Raw genomic sequence first — 16,581 nt, forward strand, 5'->3', positions numbered from 1 at the left:
ATATAAATATTTATTCGATAAAAGTCACTTTTTTACCGATAAATTGCAAATTAAATCAATAATTCTACTGGAATATCCTGTTTCATTATCGTACCATCCAATTATTTTAACCATGTTTCCTATTACAGAAGTCATTTGAGAATCGAAGATACAAGAGTGGGTATTTCCTACAATATCAATAGAAACAATTGGGTCTTTGGTATATTCTAAAATTCCTTTATAATTGTTTAATGAAGCATTTTTGAAGGCTTCATTGATTTCATCAATTGTAACAGTTTTTTTAACATTAAAAGTGATATCTGTTAAAGAACCATTGGCAACAGGAACTCTTATGCCACAACCACCAATAACATTAGATAATTCTGGAAATATTTTAGTTAGTGCTTTTGCAGCTCCAGTAGTTGTGGGTACAATAGATTGTCCAGCAGCTCTAGCTCGACGTAAATCTTTATGAGGTTGGTCGTGTAAGCTTTGATCTGATGTATAAGAGTGGATAGTAGTAATATAAGCTTGTTTAACACCACAAAGTTTATTAATAATGTCAATCATTGGAGCTGCATTATTAGTTGTACATGATGCATTTGACACTATGGTCTCTTCTCCAGAAAGTGAATGGTTGTTTACGCCTAAAACAATAGTTTTAATATCATCTTCTAAAGGAGGTACACTTAAAATAACTTTATTCGCTCCATTTTTTATGTGACATTCTAAATCTTTAGTGGTTTTAAATTTGCCTGTAGATTCAACTACAATATCAACATGGTAAGGATTCCAGTTAATATCTTTAGGATGATTTGCTTTTAAAAATGGTATTTTTCTTTCATTTACAATAACATGATCCTCATCAAAAGATACAGTTCCGTTAAAAATACCATGAATACTATCGTATTTTAATAAATGACTAAGTGTTTTTGTATCGGCAAGATCATTAACTGCAACAACTTTTATGTTTTTGTTGTCTTGCAATAATCTAAAAACGCGTCTACCAATTCGTCCAAATCCATTTATAGCAACATGAATCATTAATTGATGTGTTTTTGAGCTTTATAAGAAGATCTAACTAATGCGCTACTTTCCACATGCCTAAAACCTAAATCAAGTCCAATTTGTCTGTATTCATCAAATTGGTCTGGTAAAATAAATCGTTTTACAGGAAGATGTTTTTTACTAGGTTGTAAGTACTGACCAATGGTTACCACATCCACATCATTGTCTTTCAGGTCATGAAGGGTCTCTATTACTTCTTCACGAGTTTCTCCAAGTCCAAGCATGATTCCAGATTTTGTTCTTCGTTGTCCTTGTTCTTTCAGATATTTTAAAACTCCAAGGCTTCTGTCGTATTTGGCTTGAATTCTAACTTCTCTAGTTAATCTTCTAACAGTTTCTATGTTATGTGATACAACTTCTGGAGCTACATCAATAATTCTATCTATATGTTGTTCTATTCCTTGAAAATCTGGAATTAACGTTTCAAGAGTTGTTTCTGGATTCATTCTACGAACAGCCTTAACCGTTTCTGCCCACATAATGCTTCCCATATCTTTTAAATCGTCTCTATCTACACTTGTTAGAACAGCATGTTTAATGTTCATGATTTTTATAGAACGAGCAACTTTCTCCGGTTCATCCCAATCTACTGTTTCTGGTCTTCCAGTTTTTACACCACAAAAACCACAAGAGCGTGTACATATATTACCAAGAATCATAAAGGTAGCTGTGCCTTCTCCCCAACACTCTCCCATATTTGGACAACTTCCTGAAGTGCAAATAGTATTAAGTTTATATTTATCTACAAGACCACGAAGTTCTGTGTATTTTTTACCAGTAGGTAATTTTACACGTAACCATTTAGGTTTCGCCTCTCTTTCTGGTAAAATATTTGAAACATTTTTGGTGTTCATTTACATTCTAATTTTGTGGCACAAAGATACAAAAGTAATATGTTTCTATTGCTTTAGGGAGTTAAAAATGAAAAAGGATAAGATAGTTTAAATTACGTAGTTTTATTTTTAATTATTTCTGCAAGCAGTTTTTTAGCACGTAATAATTTAACTTTCACATTATTAATCGGTTCATTTAATTCTAGTGAAATATCTTTATAACTTAATTCTTGAAAGTATCTTAAATTAATAACTTCTTGATAATGTGGTTTAAGTTTTTTAATATCTCTAAGCAATTTTGCTAGATTTTGTTCAGTAATTAATTTGTCTTCTACTGAAGGGCTTTCGTCTAGTATTTGATGAAAAGTATCGTCGTCATCTTTAGAGAAAGATTGAGATATTTTGTTTTTTTCTTTTCTAATTAAATCTATATGAATGTTTTTCGAGATAGTAATTAACCAAGTTTTGAATGTATAAGATTCGTCGAACGTATTAATCTTATCAAAAGCTTTAGAAAACGCTTGAATGGTAATATCTTCGGCATCATTTTCGTTCTCAATACGTTTTAACTGAAACCCATAAACGTAATCCCAATAGGTGTCTAGCAGAAAGTTAAATGCTTTTTGGTCGTTCTGTTTGGCTTTTTTTATAGCTTCTTCTATTTCCAATGTTTTGGTTTAGAGATTAGATTTGAGATAAAGATACTTAATTGCATACCAATTAAAAAAAGTTCTAATACTGGAATGTAAGCAACTAAATCTCTTTCGTTGAGTTTTTTTGAAGCCTTGCCATATAATATAAATTGGATAATAAACCTTAAAACAATCAAGGATAGTACAAATTGCCATTTAAATAATGTGAATAATAAGACTATAGCTAAAATCCAGAATAGTAATTGAGACATGTAAAATATAGCTAAAAGGCTTTTGTGTTTTGTTTTGTAATAACTAGCAGTTGTTATATGCCTTCTTTTTTGTTTAATCCAATCTTTATAAGTTGTTTTTGGAATAGATTCTGTAAAACTATCTTGAGAAATACATATTTCAGTATTGTTTTTATTTGCTATTTGATTAATAAACAAATCGTCATCACCAGAACGAATATACATATGGTCCATAAACCCATTAGCGTTAAAAAACGCTTGTTTTTTATATGCAAGATTTCTTCCAACTCCCATATATGGCATGCCGTTTTTTGCAAATGAAAAATATTGAAGAGCTGTTAAAAGTGTTTCGAAACGAATTAATTTATTTAGAAATGAATTCTTTATTTTAAAATAAGCTCCATAACCCAAAACAATGGATTTACTATTGCTAAAATTGGCGCTCATTTTTGAAATCCAATGCTTAGAAACAGGTTGGCAATCTGCATCAGTAAAGAGAAGATATTCGTGTTTAGCTGCTTTTATTCCTAAGGTTAAAGCGTATTTTTTGTTAGCCCAAAAAGCTTCGTTATTTACTACGTTTACAATTTTAATATGGTTGTACTTGTTGGCAAAGTCTTCCATGACTTCTAAAGTGTCATCATAAGAAGCATCGTTTATTAAAACTATTTGAAAATCGGGATACTCTTGATTAATAACTGAAGGCAAGAATTTTTTTAAATTTTCTGCTTCATTTTTTGCACAGATTATTACTGAAACAGGAATATTTTTATTTGAAACGTCTTTTTCTTTTAAAAATGCAAACTTCCCAAAAATTAGAGTAAAATATAGCACTTGAACACTTACTACAGCCAGAAAAGTGTAGAATAATAAATCAAGTATAATCATGAAATATTAAGAATGTTTAGGTTCGTTGCAGTCGCTATATTGATCTGGAGTTTTTCCACAAAAACCACAAGATTCACCTTCTTTGTTAAGAGCTGGGTTTTGACTGGCACAAGTGCCAGCAAATTTACCATCTTTTTTTGCCCAAAGTTTAATAGCTATTCCAGCAATTGCCAAACCTAATAAAACTAATGTGATTAAGAGTAATTTCATGTTGTCAAATCTTTTTTTGAGGGTGTTTAGAACCTAGATGCTCTCAAACTATAATTTGTGCAAATTTACTGTTTTTAAATGAAATTAAAATAATAAAGCCTCACTTTCTAAATTTAAAAGAGAGGCTTTAAAACCAATAAGATTAATTAATTATTAGTTATGCTTTTGAAGAGATACTTCTGCAACAGAATTTTCCTTTGAGGCTATATTATTTCCACCTTTAGGCTCTATGGTAATACTTAAACCTAAAGCGTTTTCAGTGTATGGAATTTGTTTTAACTCTCTATCTGTTTCGCTTAAAATACCTAAGCTAACCATTCTGTCTTGAACATTTGCCCAAATTTGATAACATTGCTCATCTGGTAGTTGAGGTAGTGATACTACATCAATCATAGATGTTTTTTCTTTTGGATTTATATATGCAACGGTTTTCAAATTTTTTGCTCTATTGTTCCCTTTAATAATGTACTTCTCAGTTTCAGGATTATTGAGTTGTTTAAATTGTTGCATAATATCATCTAACTTACTATTGTTAGAAGAAATATCATTTCTTAAATCGTAAATTTCATCTACAATTTTCTGATTTTCATTTTTTAAGCTTTGGTTTTGCATAAAAAATAATGAAGAACTTCCAGCAAATATTAAAGCTGTAATACTTGCAGCAATACTAAAACGGTACCATTTTTTATATCGTCTAGTAGTTGGCTTTAATGTTACTACTGGAGTTTCATCTAGCGCATCTAAAATATTGTTTAAGATGTCTTTAGGAGCTTCAACAGCATTGCTTTTAGATAATATCTCTAAATTAGATTGTAATGTGTTGTATGCATTCTGTACTTCTGGATATTTTGAAATGTAAGTTTCAACTTTTTCTGTTTCAGCAGAAGTAGTTTCACCTATAAGATATTTTTCTAATAGGTCAGAATTTAAAAATGTAGTTATTTTATCATTCATGACTTGTTTTAATTAGGATTGTAAATTTTTTTCAATTCACGTAATCCAATTTTTAATCTCGATTTTATAGTTCCAAGTGGAATATCTAATTCTTCACTTGCTTCTTGTTGTGTCATGCCTTCAAAAAAGAGAGCATTAATAACAATTTGATATTTTTCATCTATAGATCTAAGATGGGTTTTAATATCCATAACATCTTCATTTAAACCTTTAGATGTTAACTTATATACGTTTGAAGCTTCTATTTGGATTTCTTTACTATCTTTATTTGTTTGAGATCTTACTTTATCTATAGCAGTATTGTAAGCAATTCTATAAAGCCAAGTAAAGAGTTTTGCTTTATCGGCATTATAAGATTTGGCTTTCTTCCAGACTTTAATAAAGGTTTCTTGTAAGGCGTCTTGAGCAAGTTCTTCGTTGTTTAAGACCTTTAAAATAACACCATATAGAGTGTCTGCATAGTTTTCATATAACAGAGTGATGGCTTTTTTATCTCCTTTTTGAAGTAGCCCAACAATTTCCTTTTCTATTGGTGTAGTCAAGATTTAAAAATAATGATTAGTTATTGTCTATAGTATCAAAGTTAGAGATTTCTTTTTAATTAAAGAATATTTACTTCAGCTTCAATAGATATGTTAAAGATATGTTTAACTGTGTTTTGGATTAATTTAGATAATTCTAAAATGTCTGAGCCTTTTGCATTTCCATAATTAACTAAAACTAAAGCTTGTGCTTTATGAACGCCGTAATTGCCAAATTGTTTTCCTTTAAACCCAGCTTTTTCAATTAACCAACCTGCTGGTACTTTAATTTCGGTTTCAGAAACAGAATATCCTGGAACGTCTTGAAAGTTTTCTTTTAATTTTAGATAGGCTTCTTTAGTAATTACAGGATTTTTAAAAAAACTACCACTATTCCCTATTTTTTTTGGGTCTGGTAGTTTACTTTGTCTTATTTGAATAACAGCGTTTGAAACATCTTGAATGGTTGGTTGTGTGATATTCATTTCAGCTAATTGATCTGAAATAGAACCATAAGAGGTATGTAGATTATGATTTTTCTTAGAAAGTTTAAAAGTTACATTACATATAATATACTTTCCTTTTTCTTCTTGTTTAAAAACCGAATTTCTATAATCGAAATTACAATCTTCTTTAGTAAACGTTTTTATTGTTTTTGTTGCAATATTTAATGCGTTACAAGACACAAAAGAATCTTTAAGCTCTACACCATAAGCACCAATATTTTGAATTGGAGCAGTGCCAACATTTCCTGGAATTAAAGACATATTTTCAAGTCCGCCAAAATCTTTTTCTAGACACCATAATACAAATTCATGCCAGTTTTCTCCTGCATTTGCTTGAACTATTACATGGTTTTCATCTTCAGAAATTATTGAAATCCCTTTAAGATTAACATGCACCACAAGAGCTTCAATGTCTTTTGTGAGTAGCATGTTACTTCCACCTCCAAGAATAAATATATCTTGATATTTATCTAATAAAAGAACTTGCTTAAGTTCTTCAATATTTTCAATAGAGATAAAGTGTTTGGCTAGTACATCTATGCCAAAAGTGTTAAATGGTTTTAAGTATATGTTGTGTTTAATATGCACTAATCTTTATACACTTTAAGTGCTTCTTTTAAAATATTTACAGCTTTAACAAGACTCTCTTTGTTAAGAACATAAGCAATTCTAATTTGGTTTAAACCCACTCCAGGAGTAGAATAAAAACCTGCAGCAGGAGCAACCATAACTGTTTGTCCATTTACATCGAAGCTTTCTAATAGCCATTGCGCAAAATTATCAGCATTTTTAATTGGGAGCTCTACAATACAATAAAAAGCACCTTTTGGTTTAGCTACTTTAATGCCTTCAATTTTTTCTAATTCAGAAATTAAGATGTTCCTTCTTTCTACATATTCTGAAATAACATCGTCAAAATAACTTTGTGGTGTGTTTAATGCTGCTTCACTAGCAATTTGTGCTAAAGTTGGAGGACTTAATCTGGCTTGAGCAAATTTTAAAGCTGTTGAAATAACTTCTTTATTTTTTGATACTAAGCATCCAATTCTTGCGCCACACATACTATAGCGTTTAGAAACAGAGTCTATCATTATGGCATGATCTGCAATATCTTTTTCTTGCATTATGGAGTAGTGTTTTTCTCCATCGTAAGCAAATTCTCTATAAACTTCGTCTGAGATTAAAAACAAATTATGCTTTTTTACTATGCTAGCTAATTTTTTAATTTCCTCTTTAGAGTATAAATATCCAGTTGGGTTTCCAGGGTTACAAATTAATATAGCTTTTGTTTTTGGAGTGATTAATTTTTCAAATTCCTCGATTGGAGGTAGCGCAAAATTATCTTCAATTTTAGAAATAACAGGAACAATATTTACTCCAGAAGCCGTAGAAAAACCGTTATAATTAGCATAAAAAGGTTCTGGGATTATAATTTCATCATCTGTATCCATAATAGTTCCAAAAGCAAATAATAGGGCTTCGCTTCCACCAGTTGTAACAATGATGTCATTTTTGGTAACCTCAATATCATGCTTGCTATAATAATTAGCAATTTTATCTCTGTATTCGTCTGAACCTTCAGATCTTGTATAAGCAAGAATGTCTAATGAATGTACTTTAATAGCATCTAAAGCAATTTCAGGAGTTTTTATATCTGGTTGTCCAATATTTAAATGGAAAACTGTTTTGCCTTGTTTGTAAGCTGCTTCAGCAAAAGGTACTAACTTTCTAATAGGCGATTGAGGCATTTGAAGCCCCTTTTTTGATATTTTTGGCATAACACTATAAATTAAGTAACAAAGTTCCGAAAATTATCTTAAAGTTTTTTTAAATAAATGGACTAAATATAAATGATAGCCTAAAGTTTTGTAAATTTAATTGGAAAGTCTATTCAAAAACTTATGAAAAAAATTATCTGGATTTGCATATTTTTATTTAGTATAAATAATCTGGGATATTCACAAGGTAAGTTTGTTATTCAAAATAAGAAGAAATCAGATAAAATTCATTTTAAACTTATAAACAACTTAATAATAATTCCAGTAGAAATTAATGGTGTTGAACTTTCTTTTTTGTTAGATACAGGAGTTAATAAATCCATAATCTTTAATTTTTTAAATATTACTGATTCACTCCAAATTAAAGACACAGAACCTATTTTTTTAAGAGGTTTGGGAGAGGGAGAAGCTATTAAAGCTTTAAAATCTAAAAATAACATTCTGAAGGTTGGAGATGCCATTAATATCAATCAAGAATTATATGCCGTATTTAATCCCAATCTTAATTTCGCTCCAAGATTAGGAGCTCCTTTACATGGAATTATAGGTTACGATTTATTCAAGGATTTTGTTGTTGAAATAAATTACACTTCTAAATATATAAGGCTTACAGACCCTAATGTGTATGAATATGACAATTGTAATTCTTGTGAAACTTTAAAGATGCAGTTTTATAAAAACAAACCTTACATATATACCAACGTTAAAATTAACAACAAACGCATACCAGTTAAGATGTTAATTGATTCTGGAGGTAGTGATGCCTTATGGCTTTTTGAAGAAGATAGTCTAGGTATTCACACAGATAATAAATATTTTGAAGATTTTTTAGGACATGGATTAACAGGTAGTGTTTATGGAAAGCGTTCTAGAATTGAAGAGTTTTCAATTAAGAAATTTACTTTAAAAAATGTAAATGTATCATTTCCAGAACCAACATCTTTAGTTTACGTTAAACTGCATAAAGAAAGAAATGGAAGTATTGCTGGTAATGTGTTAAAGCGTTTTAATTTGGTTATTAATTATCAAAATGAAACTATAATTTTTGATAAGAATAGGTTTTTTTATGATTCATTTGCTTATAATAAAAGTGGCATTGAATTAGAACAAGATGGAGTTAAGCTTGTTAAGCAAAAAGATTACAACTATGTATCTGAAGGAGATTTTCTAGGAAGTGACCACAATACTTCTAAAACTACTGTCATGTTAGGTACTAAGTATAAATTAGCCTTGAAACCAGCATATTCAATTGTAGAACTAAGAAAAGATTCGCCAGCTGAAAAAGCAGGATTAATGGTTGGAGATATTTTAATGTCTATTAATAATAAATCTACCGATAGATATAATCTTCAAGAAATCATGCAAATGTTCTACCAAGAAAAAGATGAACGTATTAAGTTAGTTGTTGAAAGAGATGGTGCATTATTAGCCTTTGTTTTTTATTTAGAAGATGTTTTTAAGCAATAAAAAAAGCCTTAAGAAAATTCTTAAGGCTTATATATTATTTTAGAAAAGTATAATTATTGCTCCATAACACTTTCATTCTTTTTTTCAAGAACACTTGTTTTACTTGGATCAATTACTTCACCTTTAATTTTTAAAGCTACAGTAGGAGTGTCGGCATTAGAAATAACTGTAATTGTCTTTCTAATTGGATTTACTCTATTGGTATCATATTTTACTTGAATTTCTCCAGTCTCGCCTGGTTGAATTGGTCCATCTGGTTTCTTAGGGACTGTACAACCACAACTAGAATTTACTTTAGAAATAATAAGAGGTGCATTACCTGTGTTTGTAAATTCAAATACACGAACGCCATCTGCTCCTTTTTCTACAATGCCATAATCTATAACATCTGTTTTAAATTCTATTTTAGCTACTTTTTCTTGAGCATTCAAGGAAAAGCTTAATAATCCGATAAAAAATACTGCTATTAAATGTTTCATAATTTTATTGTTTAATAAGGTTGTAAACTTACTTACTTTTTATTCATTTTGCAAAATTATTAGTTGTAATACACACTTAAACTAACATATAACTTAAATAAAAGTATAATATACATACATATAATTTCACTTAAAAAAGAAATATAAGTACTTTTGCATGTTATATTTCAAAAACTATTCCAAAGTATGCAAATTCCATCAAAATATGATGCCAGTCAAGTAGAAAGTAAATGGTACAACTACTGGATGAAACATAATTATTTTCATTCAACACCAGACGAAAGAGAACCATATACCATTGTAATTCCTCCTCCTAACGTAACTGGTGTCTTACACATGGGACACATGCTTAATAATACCATTCAAGATGTATTGATACGTCGTGCTAGACTGCAAGGTAAAAATGCTTGTTGGGTTCCTGGAACAGACCATGCCTCCATTGCTACTGAAGCTAAAGTGGTTGCTAAACTAAAAGAGCAAGGAATAAACAAAAACGATTTAACTCGTGAAGAATTTTTAGAACACGCTTGGGAATGGACTCATGAATATGGTGGTGTTATTCTTGAACAACTTAAAAAATTAGGTTGTTCCTGCGATTGGGATCGCACTAAATTTACAATGGACGACGATATGTCTGAAGCTGTAATAAAAGTGTTTGTCGATTTATACAATAAGGGACTAATTTATCGTGGTTACAGAATGGTTAACTGGGATCCTGAGGCCAAAACAACACTATCAGACGAAGAAGTTATATACGAAGAAAGACAAGGAAATTTATATTACCTGCAATATAACATAGAAGGAAGTAACGAGAAAGTTACTATTGCTACTACACGTCCAGAAACTATTTTAGGAGATACTGCCATTTGTATCAATCCGAATGATGACAGATTTTCTCATTTAAAAGGTAAAAATGCTATTGTACCATTATGTAATCGTGTGATTCCTATAATTGAAGATGAGTATGTTGATATTGAATTTGGAACAGGTTGTTTAAAAGTAACTCCAGCTCACGATGAAAACGATAAGAGTTTAGGAGATAAACATAATTTAGAAGTTATCGATATTTTTAATGACGACGCAACTTTAAATAGTTTCGGATTGCATTACGAAGGAAAAGATAGGTTTGTTGTTAGAAAAGAAATATCAAAAGAATTAGAAGAAAAAGGGTTTTTAGTTAAAACCGAATCTCATATTAATAAAGTTGGTACATCAGAACGTACCAAAGCAGTAATCGAACCTCGATTAAGCGACCAATGGTTCTTGAAAATGGAGGAGTTGGTAAAACCAGCCATTGAAGCAGTTTTAGGTGAAAATCCTGAAATTAAGTTATTCCCTAAAAAGTTCGAAAACACCTACAGACATTGGTTGGAAAATATTCGCGACTGGAATATTTCTCGTCAATTACGTTGGGGACAACAAATTCCAGCTTTTTACTATGGAGATGGAAAAGAAGATTTTGTTGTTGCTGAAACTAAAGAAGAGGCTCTAAAACTTGCAAAAGAAAAAACCAACAACCAACAACTAACAAGCAACAATTTGCGTCAGGATACTGATGCGCTTGACACTTGGTTTTCTTCTTGGTTATGGCCTATAAGTGTGTTTGATGGCATCAGAAATCCAGAAAACGAAGAAATTAATTATTATTATCCAACAAACGATTTGGTTACAGGACCAGATATTTTATTCTTTTGGGTAGCTCGTATGATTATTGCTGGTTACGAATACAAAGACGAAAGACCATTTAATAATGTGTATTTAACAGGTCTAGTTCGAGATAAGCAACGTCGAAAAATGAGTAAGTCTTTAGGGAATTCTCCAGATGCTTTAAAACTAATTGAAGATTATGGTGCAGATGGTGTTCGTGTTGGATTGCTATTAAGTTCTGCAGCAGGAAACGATTTGATGTTCGATGAAGCTCTTTGTCAACAAGGAAAAGGCTTTGCAAACAAAATATGGAATGCTTTTAGACTAGTTCAAGGTTGGGAGATTGATGAAAATATACCACAACCAAAATCTAGTGCTATTGCTATAGAATGGTTTGAATCTAAATTTCAAAAAACATTAATAGAGCTTGAAGACCATTATGGTAAATACAGATTGTCTGATGCTTTAATGTCGACCTATAAATTAGTTTGGGACGATTATGCATCTTGGTTACTGGAAATTGTTAAACCAGCCTTTGGAAAGCCTATAGATAGACATACTTATAGCGCGATTATCGCGATTTTTGAAGATATTTTAAAAATACTTCATCCATTTATGCCATTTCTTACTGAAGAAATCTGGCAATATATTTCAGAGAGAACACCTGATGATGCGTTAATAATTGCCAAATGGCCTGAGACTAAGCCAATAAATGAGACTTTAATTTTGGAATTTGAGTTTGCTCAAGATGTGGTTTCTAGTATTAGAAACATTAGAAAAGAAAAGAACATTGCGTTTAAAGATGCCATAGGTTTTTCTGTGATTAATAATGAAAATACAGCAAACATATTCGATGAAGTAATTGCAAAACTTGGAAATTTAGAAAGTATTGAATATAGTTCTGAAGCTATTGAAGGTGCCTTAACTTTTAGAGTAAAATCTAACGAATATTTTATTCCAATTGCTGGAGCTATTAATATAGAAGAAGAGATTAAAAAATTATCAGACGAGTTAAATTATACTGAAGGTTTCTTGAAATCTGTACAAAAAAAATTATCTAACGAGCGTTTTGTTGCTGGAGCTCCAGAACAGGTAATTGCTAACGAGCGTAACAAAGAAGCAGATGCTTTAGCTAAGATAGAAACGTTAAAAGCTAGTTTAGAATCCTTAAAGTAAAATGAAAAGAAAGACCTTATATGCAATAATGGCAGTTTTGCTTATAGGAGGTGTATATTTTTATGAGTTTTATCTTGAAGAAAAAGAACAACAAGACATTGTAGATACTGGTAAAACTGTAAAAAGCGATACGAACGAATTCTTTTTGCCAACAAGTACAACAGGTCAAATAGTGCATCATGAAGGCTATTCTTTATCTTATAGTGAGCCTCATGAACAAGCTGAATGGGTTGCTTACGAACTGAAACTAGAACATTTATCAAACTCCAATTACAAAAGACCTTATTTTGAAATTGATCCTGCTGTAAAAACTGGTGCAGCACATTGGCGAAATTATAAAAAATCTGGCTTCGATAGAGGTCATTTATGTCCAGCAGCAGATAGAGCTTATAATCAAGTTGCTTATAACGAAACGTTTTTAACCAGTAATATTAGTCCGCAAAGACACGATTTTAATTCTGGGATATGGAATACTCTAGAACAGAAAGTAAGGTATTGGGCTAGTAAATACAATGGTGTGTTTGTGGTATCTGGAGGCGTTTTGAATGATAATATGGAAACTATAGGCGAAGAGCAAGTTGCAGTTCCAAACCAGTTCTATAAAATATTGATAGATAATAATACTGGTGAAACAAAAATGATTGCTTTTTTAATACCTCATGAAAATTCAATCCTTCCTTTATATAAATTTGTAGTGTCTGTAGATTCTATTGAAGAATTAACAGGTATAGATTTCTTTCCAGAATTAGAAGACTCTCTTGAAAATGAATTAGAAGCCTCTTCGAGTTATAAAGATTGGAGTTTTAATTAAAGCATTTTGTAATCCTGAACAAGTTTCAGGATCTCATTGATATTAGATTCTTCATTTCATCTTGAATGACATTACTTAAACTTACCGAATATTCCCTTCCATCGTAAATCTCTAATAAATTTTCCTTGATCTTCAGAAACCAAAAACGGAAGTTTTTCTTTTCTAGCTTTAAAAAACCCAGTCATATAATCTTTAAACAACTTGAAGCTTCCTTTTTTATAAGCCAATTTTAATGCTGAAATAAGCGTAATAACAAATCCATAGCGCATTTTATACATTGCTTCACCTTGCAAGTGCTTAGACGCTTTATTATAACTAATTCCTGTAGGTTTTAAATGTTTTACTTGTAGTGATTCATCCGTTAGTAATTCCCAACCATAATATTTAGCTAATAACTCATCAATGGTGTCCCAACCCATAGATGGCTTTAGTTTTCCTATTTGCTCGAAACAAGCTTTTCTATAGGCTTTTAGAGCACCTCTAATATGGTCTTTTCGGGTTAGGTTTTCTAAAATCCATTGGTTGTTTTTTTCTATGTAGCAAAATCCAGAAACCATCCCAAGTTTGTTATTTTCATTAAAATGAAAGGCTAATTGCTCTAAATAATTCTTCGGAAAAATTAAATCTGCATCAAATTTACAAATCACATCGTAATCGTCATCAAGTAATTCATAACCTTTATAAAACGCATGAATGATTTTAGTTCCAGGCAAGTGTTTATTAGAAGATGTTATATTTACTAAAGACATCCAGTTGTATTTTGAAGTAAATTCTTCAACAATCTGTTTTGTATCATCAGTAGAATTGTCATTAACCACAACCACATGTTTTGGTAAAAGCGTTTGTTTTACCAGAGAGTCTAAAGTTTGCTTGATGAAAACTTCTTCGTTATGGGCTGGAATGATAATTTGGAAATTCAAGATTTAAAGTTTGAAATTCAAAGTTAAACTTAATTTGTGTCTTTTTGGAATTTGGAAATTTGCTTTTTGGAATTTGTTTAAACCCTTTCAGCATAAACAATGTAATATCTTGGTGTAAACCAACGTAAAATTGGTCTGATTCCAATTTTTTTAGTAGGATTAGTCCATTTTTGTCTGTCTATAATTTTCCATCCAGCTTTTTCTAGAAGCCAATCAAATTGCCAATCTTCAAATTCATGAAAATGTCTGTCTCGCATATCTGTTTTACTTCTATAAGCAGAAGAAAACCATAATTTTAATGGTACACTTGCAACGAGTTTGTCTGCTTTTATAGATTGTAAAACAGTAAAAGGAGAGAGAAGGTGTTCAAAAATTTCGAAGGCAGTTACGACATCAGCATCTGAATTTTCTATTGATGTTGTGTCTATATCTAAATCTTCTCCTTGTGTGTTTTCAACAGTAAAGCCTTGCTGTTTCATTATGTTGGTAAATGGGTTTTCAACACCTAAATCTAAAATGTTAGAATCTGTAGAAATATGCTTTTCTAAAAATAGAGTAGTTAATTTAAAGCGTTTATTAGGAAAGCTTTTTTCGTACATTATTTAGAAATATTATCAAAAGATGTTTTAATTCCTTTTATAAGTGCAGAACTAAATCCACTATGTTCCATTTGGTTTAACCCAGCAATTGTACACCCTTTTGGTGTAGTTACTTTGTCAATTTCTGCTTCAGGATGATTTCCGTTTTTAATTAATAATTCGGTTGCACCTCTAACTGTTTGTGTAGCAATATTTGTTGCAGTTTGAGCATCAAAACCAATTTCAATTCCACCTTGAATCATTCCTCTAATAAAGCGTAGTACATAAGCTATACCACAAGCACCAAGTACTGTTGCAGCATCCATAAGTTGTTCATTAATCAGTAAAGTGTCTCCTAACGTGTCAAAAATTTTAGTTACATCTTCTAGTTCTTCTTTTGATGCATTTTGAGTTGCCAAACAAGTAATAGACTCATTTACCGAAGCAGCAGTATTAGGCATTGCTCTAATAATTGAAACTTTTGTTTTAAGGTTTTTAGAAATGCTTTCAATAGAATAGTCACTAACTACAGAAACTATAATGGCGTTTTTTTTAAGATGTGAATCTATTTGTTGTAGTACATTTTCAATTTTATATGGTTTTACTGCTATTATAATAATGTGTGTGTTTTTTACAGCTTCTACATTATTGTTGGTAACAGTTAGTCCTTTTAATTTTAAATTAGAAAGCAGTTCAATTTTATTACGAGTAATGGTAATGTTTGAAGGGTTGTAGTTTTTACTTAAAAGACCATGAGCAATAGATTGGCCTAAATTTCCACCTCCAATAATGGTGATTTTTTTTGTCATTCTAAAATTTGTATACAATAGCATTTATATTCATTCCTGCACCAACACTTGCAAACATTATTAGATCTCCTTCATTAATCTCTTGACCTTCAAGCTTACCTTTTAAAATCAAGTCGTATAAAGTAGGAACTGTAGCTACACTAGAGTTTCCTAATTTATTTATGGTCATAGGCATGATGCCTTTTGGCATATCCATTTTATACAGTTTGTAGAAACGTTGAACAATGGCTTCGTCCATTTTTTCGTTGGCTTGATGGATTAGGATTTTCTTTAAATCACCAATTTCGTAACCACTTTTATCAAGACAAGACTTCATGGCAGCAGGTACATGGTTTAAAGCAAATTCGTAAATTTTTCTGCCATACATTTTTATGTATCGACGTTGATCTGTAATCTCTGGATGGTTTGTTTTACCAAAATAAATAAAGTGAGCTTCGTCTAAAGCATACGTAGCACTTTCATGAGTTAAGATGCCACCTATTTTTGAAGTTTCTTCAACAATAACTGCTCCAGCTCCATCACTATATATCATGGAATCTCGATCATGTTTATCAACAACACGCGATAAGGTTTCGGCTCCTATAACCAAACATTTTTTTGCAATACCAGATTTAATAAACGCGTTTGCTTGAATGACTCCTTCAATCCATCCTGGACAACCAAAAAGTATATCGTATGCAACACATTTAGGGTTTTTAATCCCAAGAAGATGCTTGACTCTAGAGCCAATACTTGGAACAGTGTCACTTTGTTCTGTATTGTGTTTTACATCGCCATAATTATGACCAACAATAATATAATCAATCTCTTCTTGATTAATTTGAGCATCTTCAATAGCGTTTTTTGCTGCAAAAAAAGCAATATCTGAAGTGTTTAAGTGATTTTCAACGTAACGTCTTTCGCCAATTCCTGTAATAGCTTTAAATTTTTCAATAATAACTTCATTATGATGATTTATTGTTGAGCCATCTTCATTTAGAAATTCATGTTGATTAAAATCTTCATTCTTTTCTATATTGCTTGGAATATAACTGCCAGTTCCTGTAATTCTTATTGCCATTAGGTTGCTATTAA

17 protein-coding genes are annotated in these 16,581 nt (G+C 30.8%); 3 read left to right on the forward strand and 14 right to left on the reverse strand.

Features of this window, described 5'->3' with window-relative positions:
- Positions 1–24 precede the first annotated feature (24 nt).
- The 9 genes from gap to LX78_RS08380 all read right to left on the reverse strand — a co-directional run bounded on the left by gap (position 25) and on the right by LX78_RS08380 (position 7,620).
- A complete protein-coding gene (gap, locus tag LX78_RS08340; protein ID WP_109682198.1) occupies positions 25–1,023 on the reverse strand; it encodes a type I glyceraldehyde-3-phosphate dehydrogenase in 999 nt (332 codons plus the stop codon).
- Positions 1,023–1,901, reverse strand: coding sequence for a lipoyl synthase (gene lipA, locus LX78_RS08345; protein WP_109682199.1), 879 nt, complete (start codon positions 1,899–1,901; stop codon positions 1,023–1,025). The genes gap and lipA overlap by 1 nt, the downstream gene beginning before the upstream one ends.
- A 92-nt stretch (positions 1,902–1,993) precedes the next feature.
- Positions 1,994–2,548, reverse strand: a complete 555-nt coding sequence (locus tag LX78_RS08350; RefSeq protein ID WP_109682200.1) for an RNA polymerase sigma factor — start codon at positions 2,546–2,548, stop codon at positions 1,994–1,996.
- Positions 2,539–3,651, reverse strand: coding sequence for a glycosyltransferase (locus LX78_RS08355; RefSeq protein ID WP_185117707.1), 1,113 nt, complete (start codon positions 3,649–3,651; stop codon positions 2,539–2,541). Before LX78_RS08355 ends, LX78_RS08350 begins: the two co-directional genes overlap by 10 nt.
- Positions 3,652–3,657: 6 nt before the next feature.
- The gene (locus LX78_RS08360; protein WP_109682201.1) at positions 3,658–3,861 is read right to left on the reverse strand and encodes a membrane or secreted protein; all 204 of its coding nucleotides are present in this window, start codon (positions 3,859–3,861) and stop codon (positions 3,658–3,660) included.
- A 153-nt stretch (positions 3,862–4,014) separates the two neighbouring features.
- Entirely contained in the window at positions 4,015–4,815 is an 801-nt protein-coding gene (locus LX78_RS08365) for an anti-sigma factor (protein WP_109682202.1), read from the reverse strand.
- A gap of 8 nt (positions 4,816–4,823) precedes the next feature.
- Positions 4,824–5,357: an RNA polymerase sigma factor gene (locus LX78_RS08370; protein ID WP_109682203.1), complete on the reverse strand. Its 534-nt coding sequence runs from the start codon at positions 5,355–5,357 to the stop codon at positions 4,824–4,826.
- Positions 5,358–5,416: 59 nt separating this feature from the next.
- On the reverse strand, positions 5,417–6,430 hold the full coding sequence (gene murB / locus LX78_RS08375; RefSeq protein ID WP_109682204.1) for a UDP-N-acetylmuramate dehydrogenase: 1,014 nt from the start codon (positions 6,428–6,430) through the stop codon (positions 5,417–5,419).
- Positions 6,430–7,620, reverse strand: coding sequence for a pyridoxal phosphate-dependent aminotransferase (locus LX78_RS08380; protein WP_109682205.1), 1,191 nt, complete (start codon positions 7,618–7,620; stop codon positions 6,430–6,432). The genes murB and LX78_RS08380 overlap by 1 nt, the downstream gene beginning before the upstream one ends.
- Before the next feature lie 123 nt (positions 7,621–7,743).
- On the opposite strand from LX78_RS08380, the gene LX78_RS08385 reads away from it, so the two are divergent.
- On the forward strand, positions 7,744–9,087 hold the full coding sequence (locus LX78_RS08385) for a retropepsin-like aspartic protease (RefSeq protein ID WP_245881503.1): 1,344 nt from the start codon (positions 7,744–7,746) through the stop codon (positions 9,085–9,087).
- A gap of 53 nt (positions 9,088–9,140) precedes the next feature.
- Here the strand turns inward: LX78_RS08385 and LX78_RS08390 are convergent, their stop codons facing one another.
- A complete protein-coding gene (locus tag LX78_RS08390; RefSeq protein ID WP_109682206.1) occupies positions 9,141–9,566 on the reverse strand; it encodes a DUF1573 domain-containing protein in 426 nt (141 codons plus the stop codon).
- 186 nt (positions 9,567–9,752) lie between these two features.
- On the opposite strand from LX78_RS08390, the gene LX78_RS08395 reads away from it, so the two are divergent.
- A complete protein-coding gene (locus tag LX78_RS08395) occupies positions 9,753–12,389 on the forward strand; it encodes a valine--tRNA ligase (protein WP_109682207.1) in 2,637 nt (878 codons plus the stop codon).
- A 1-nt stretch (position 12,390) separates the two neighbouring features.
- On the forward strand, positions 12,391–13,200 hold the full coding sequence (locus tag LX78_RS08400; RefSeq protein WP_109682208.1) for a DNA/RNA non-specific endonuclease: 810 nt from the start codon (positions 12,391–12,393) through the stop codon (positions 13,198–13,200).
- A 71-nt stretch (positions 13,201–13,271) separates the two neighbouring features.
- Here the strand turns inward: LX78_RS08400 and LX78_RS08405 are convergent, their stop codons facing one another.
- The 4 genes from LX78_RS08405 to LX78_RS08420 form a co-directional block, all read right to left on the reverse strand.
- The gene (locus tag LX78_RS08405) at positions 13,272–14,120 is read right to left on the reverse strand and encodes a glycosyltransferase family 2 protein (RefSeq protein WP_109682209.1); all 849 of its coding nucleotides are present in this window, start codon (positions 14,118–14,120) and stop codon (positions 13,272–13,274) included.
- A gap of 77 nt (positions 14,121–14,197) precedes the next feature.
- A complete protein-coding gene (locus LX78_RS08410) occupies positions 14,198–14,719 on the reverse strand; it encodes a methyltransferase domain-containing protein (protein ID WP_109682210.1) in 522 nt (173 codons plus the stop codon).
- Positions 14,719–15,507, reverse strand: coding sequence for a pyrroline-5-carboxylate reductase (gene proC / locus LX78_RS08415; RefSeq protein ID WP_170109826.1), 789 nt, complete (start codon positions 15,505–15,507; stop codon positions 14,719–14,721). Before proC ends, LX78_RS08410 begins: the two co-directional genes overlap by 1 nt.
- Before the next feature lies 1 nt (position 15,508).
- A complete protein-coding gene (locus LX78_RS08420) occupies positions 15,509–16,567 on the reverse strand; it encodes a 3-oxoacyl-ACP synthase III family protein (protein WP_109682212.1) in 1,059 nt (352 codons plus the stop codon).
- Positions 16,568–16,581 lie beyond the last annotated feature (14 nt).

The organism is Xanthomarina spongicola (assembly GCF_003148645.1).
Taxonomy (GTDB): Bacteria; Bacteroidota; Bacteroidia; order Flavobacteriales; family Flavobacteriaceae; genus Xanthomarina; species Xanthomarina spongicola.

What these genes read in the sequence shown, in the direction of transcription:
- LX78_RS08385 (WP_245881503.1), top strand. Translation starts at nt 7,744, where the DNA reads ATGAAAAAAATTATCTGGATTTGCATATTTTTATTTAGTATAAATAAT.
- gap (WP_109682198.1), bottom strand. Translation starts at nt 1,023, where the DNA reads ATGATTCATGTTGCTATAAATGGATTTGGACGAATTGGTAGACGCGTT.
- LX78_RS08390 (WP_109682206.1), bottom strand. Translation starts at nt 9,566, where the DNA reads ATGAAACATTTAATAGCAGTATTTTTTATCGGATTATTAAGCTTTTCC.
- proC (WP_170109826.1), bottom strand. Translation starts at nt 15,507, where the DNA reads ATGACAAAAAAAATCACCATTATTGGAGGTGGAAATTTAGGCCAATCT.
- LX78_RS08380 (WP_109682205.1), bottom strand. Translation starts at nt 7,620, where the DNA reads ATGCCAAAAATATCAAAAAAGGGGCTTCAAATGCCTCAATCGCCTATT.
- lipA (WP_109682199.1), bottom strand. Translation starts at nt 1,901, where the DNA reads ATGAACACCAAAAATGTTTCAAATATTTTACCAGAAAGAGAGGCGAAA.
- LX78_RS08365 (WP_109682202.1), bottom strand. Translation starts at nt 4,815, where the DNA reads ATGAATGATAAAATAACTACATTTTTAAATTCTGACCTATTAGAAAAA.
- LX78_RS08420 (WP_109682212.1), bottom strand. Translation starts at nt 16,567, where the DNA reads ATGGCAATAAGAATTACAGGAACTGGCAGTTATATTCCAAGCAATATA.
- LX78_RS08395 (WP_109682207.1), top strand. Translation starts at nt 9,753, where the DNA reads ATGCAAATTCCATCAAAATATGATGCCAGTCAAGTAGAAAGTAAATGG.
- LX78_RS08400 (WP_109682208.1), top strand. Translation starts at nt 12,391, where the DNA reads ATGAAAAGAAAGACCTTATATGCAATAATGGCAGTTTTGCTTATAGGA.
- LX78_RS08410 (WP_109682210.1), bottom strand. Translation starts at nt 14,719, where the DNA reads ATGTACGAAAAAAGCTTTCCTAATAAACGCTTTAAATTAACTACTCTA.
- LX78_RS08360 (WP_109682201.1), bottom strand. Translation starts at nt 3,861, where the DNA reads ATGAAATTACTCTTAATCACATTAGTTTTATTAGGTTTGGCAATTGCT.
- LX78_RS08355 (WP_185117707.1), bottom strand. Translation starts at nt 3,651, where the DNA reads ATGATTATACTTGATTTATTATTCTACACTTTTCTGGCTGTAGTAAGT.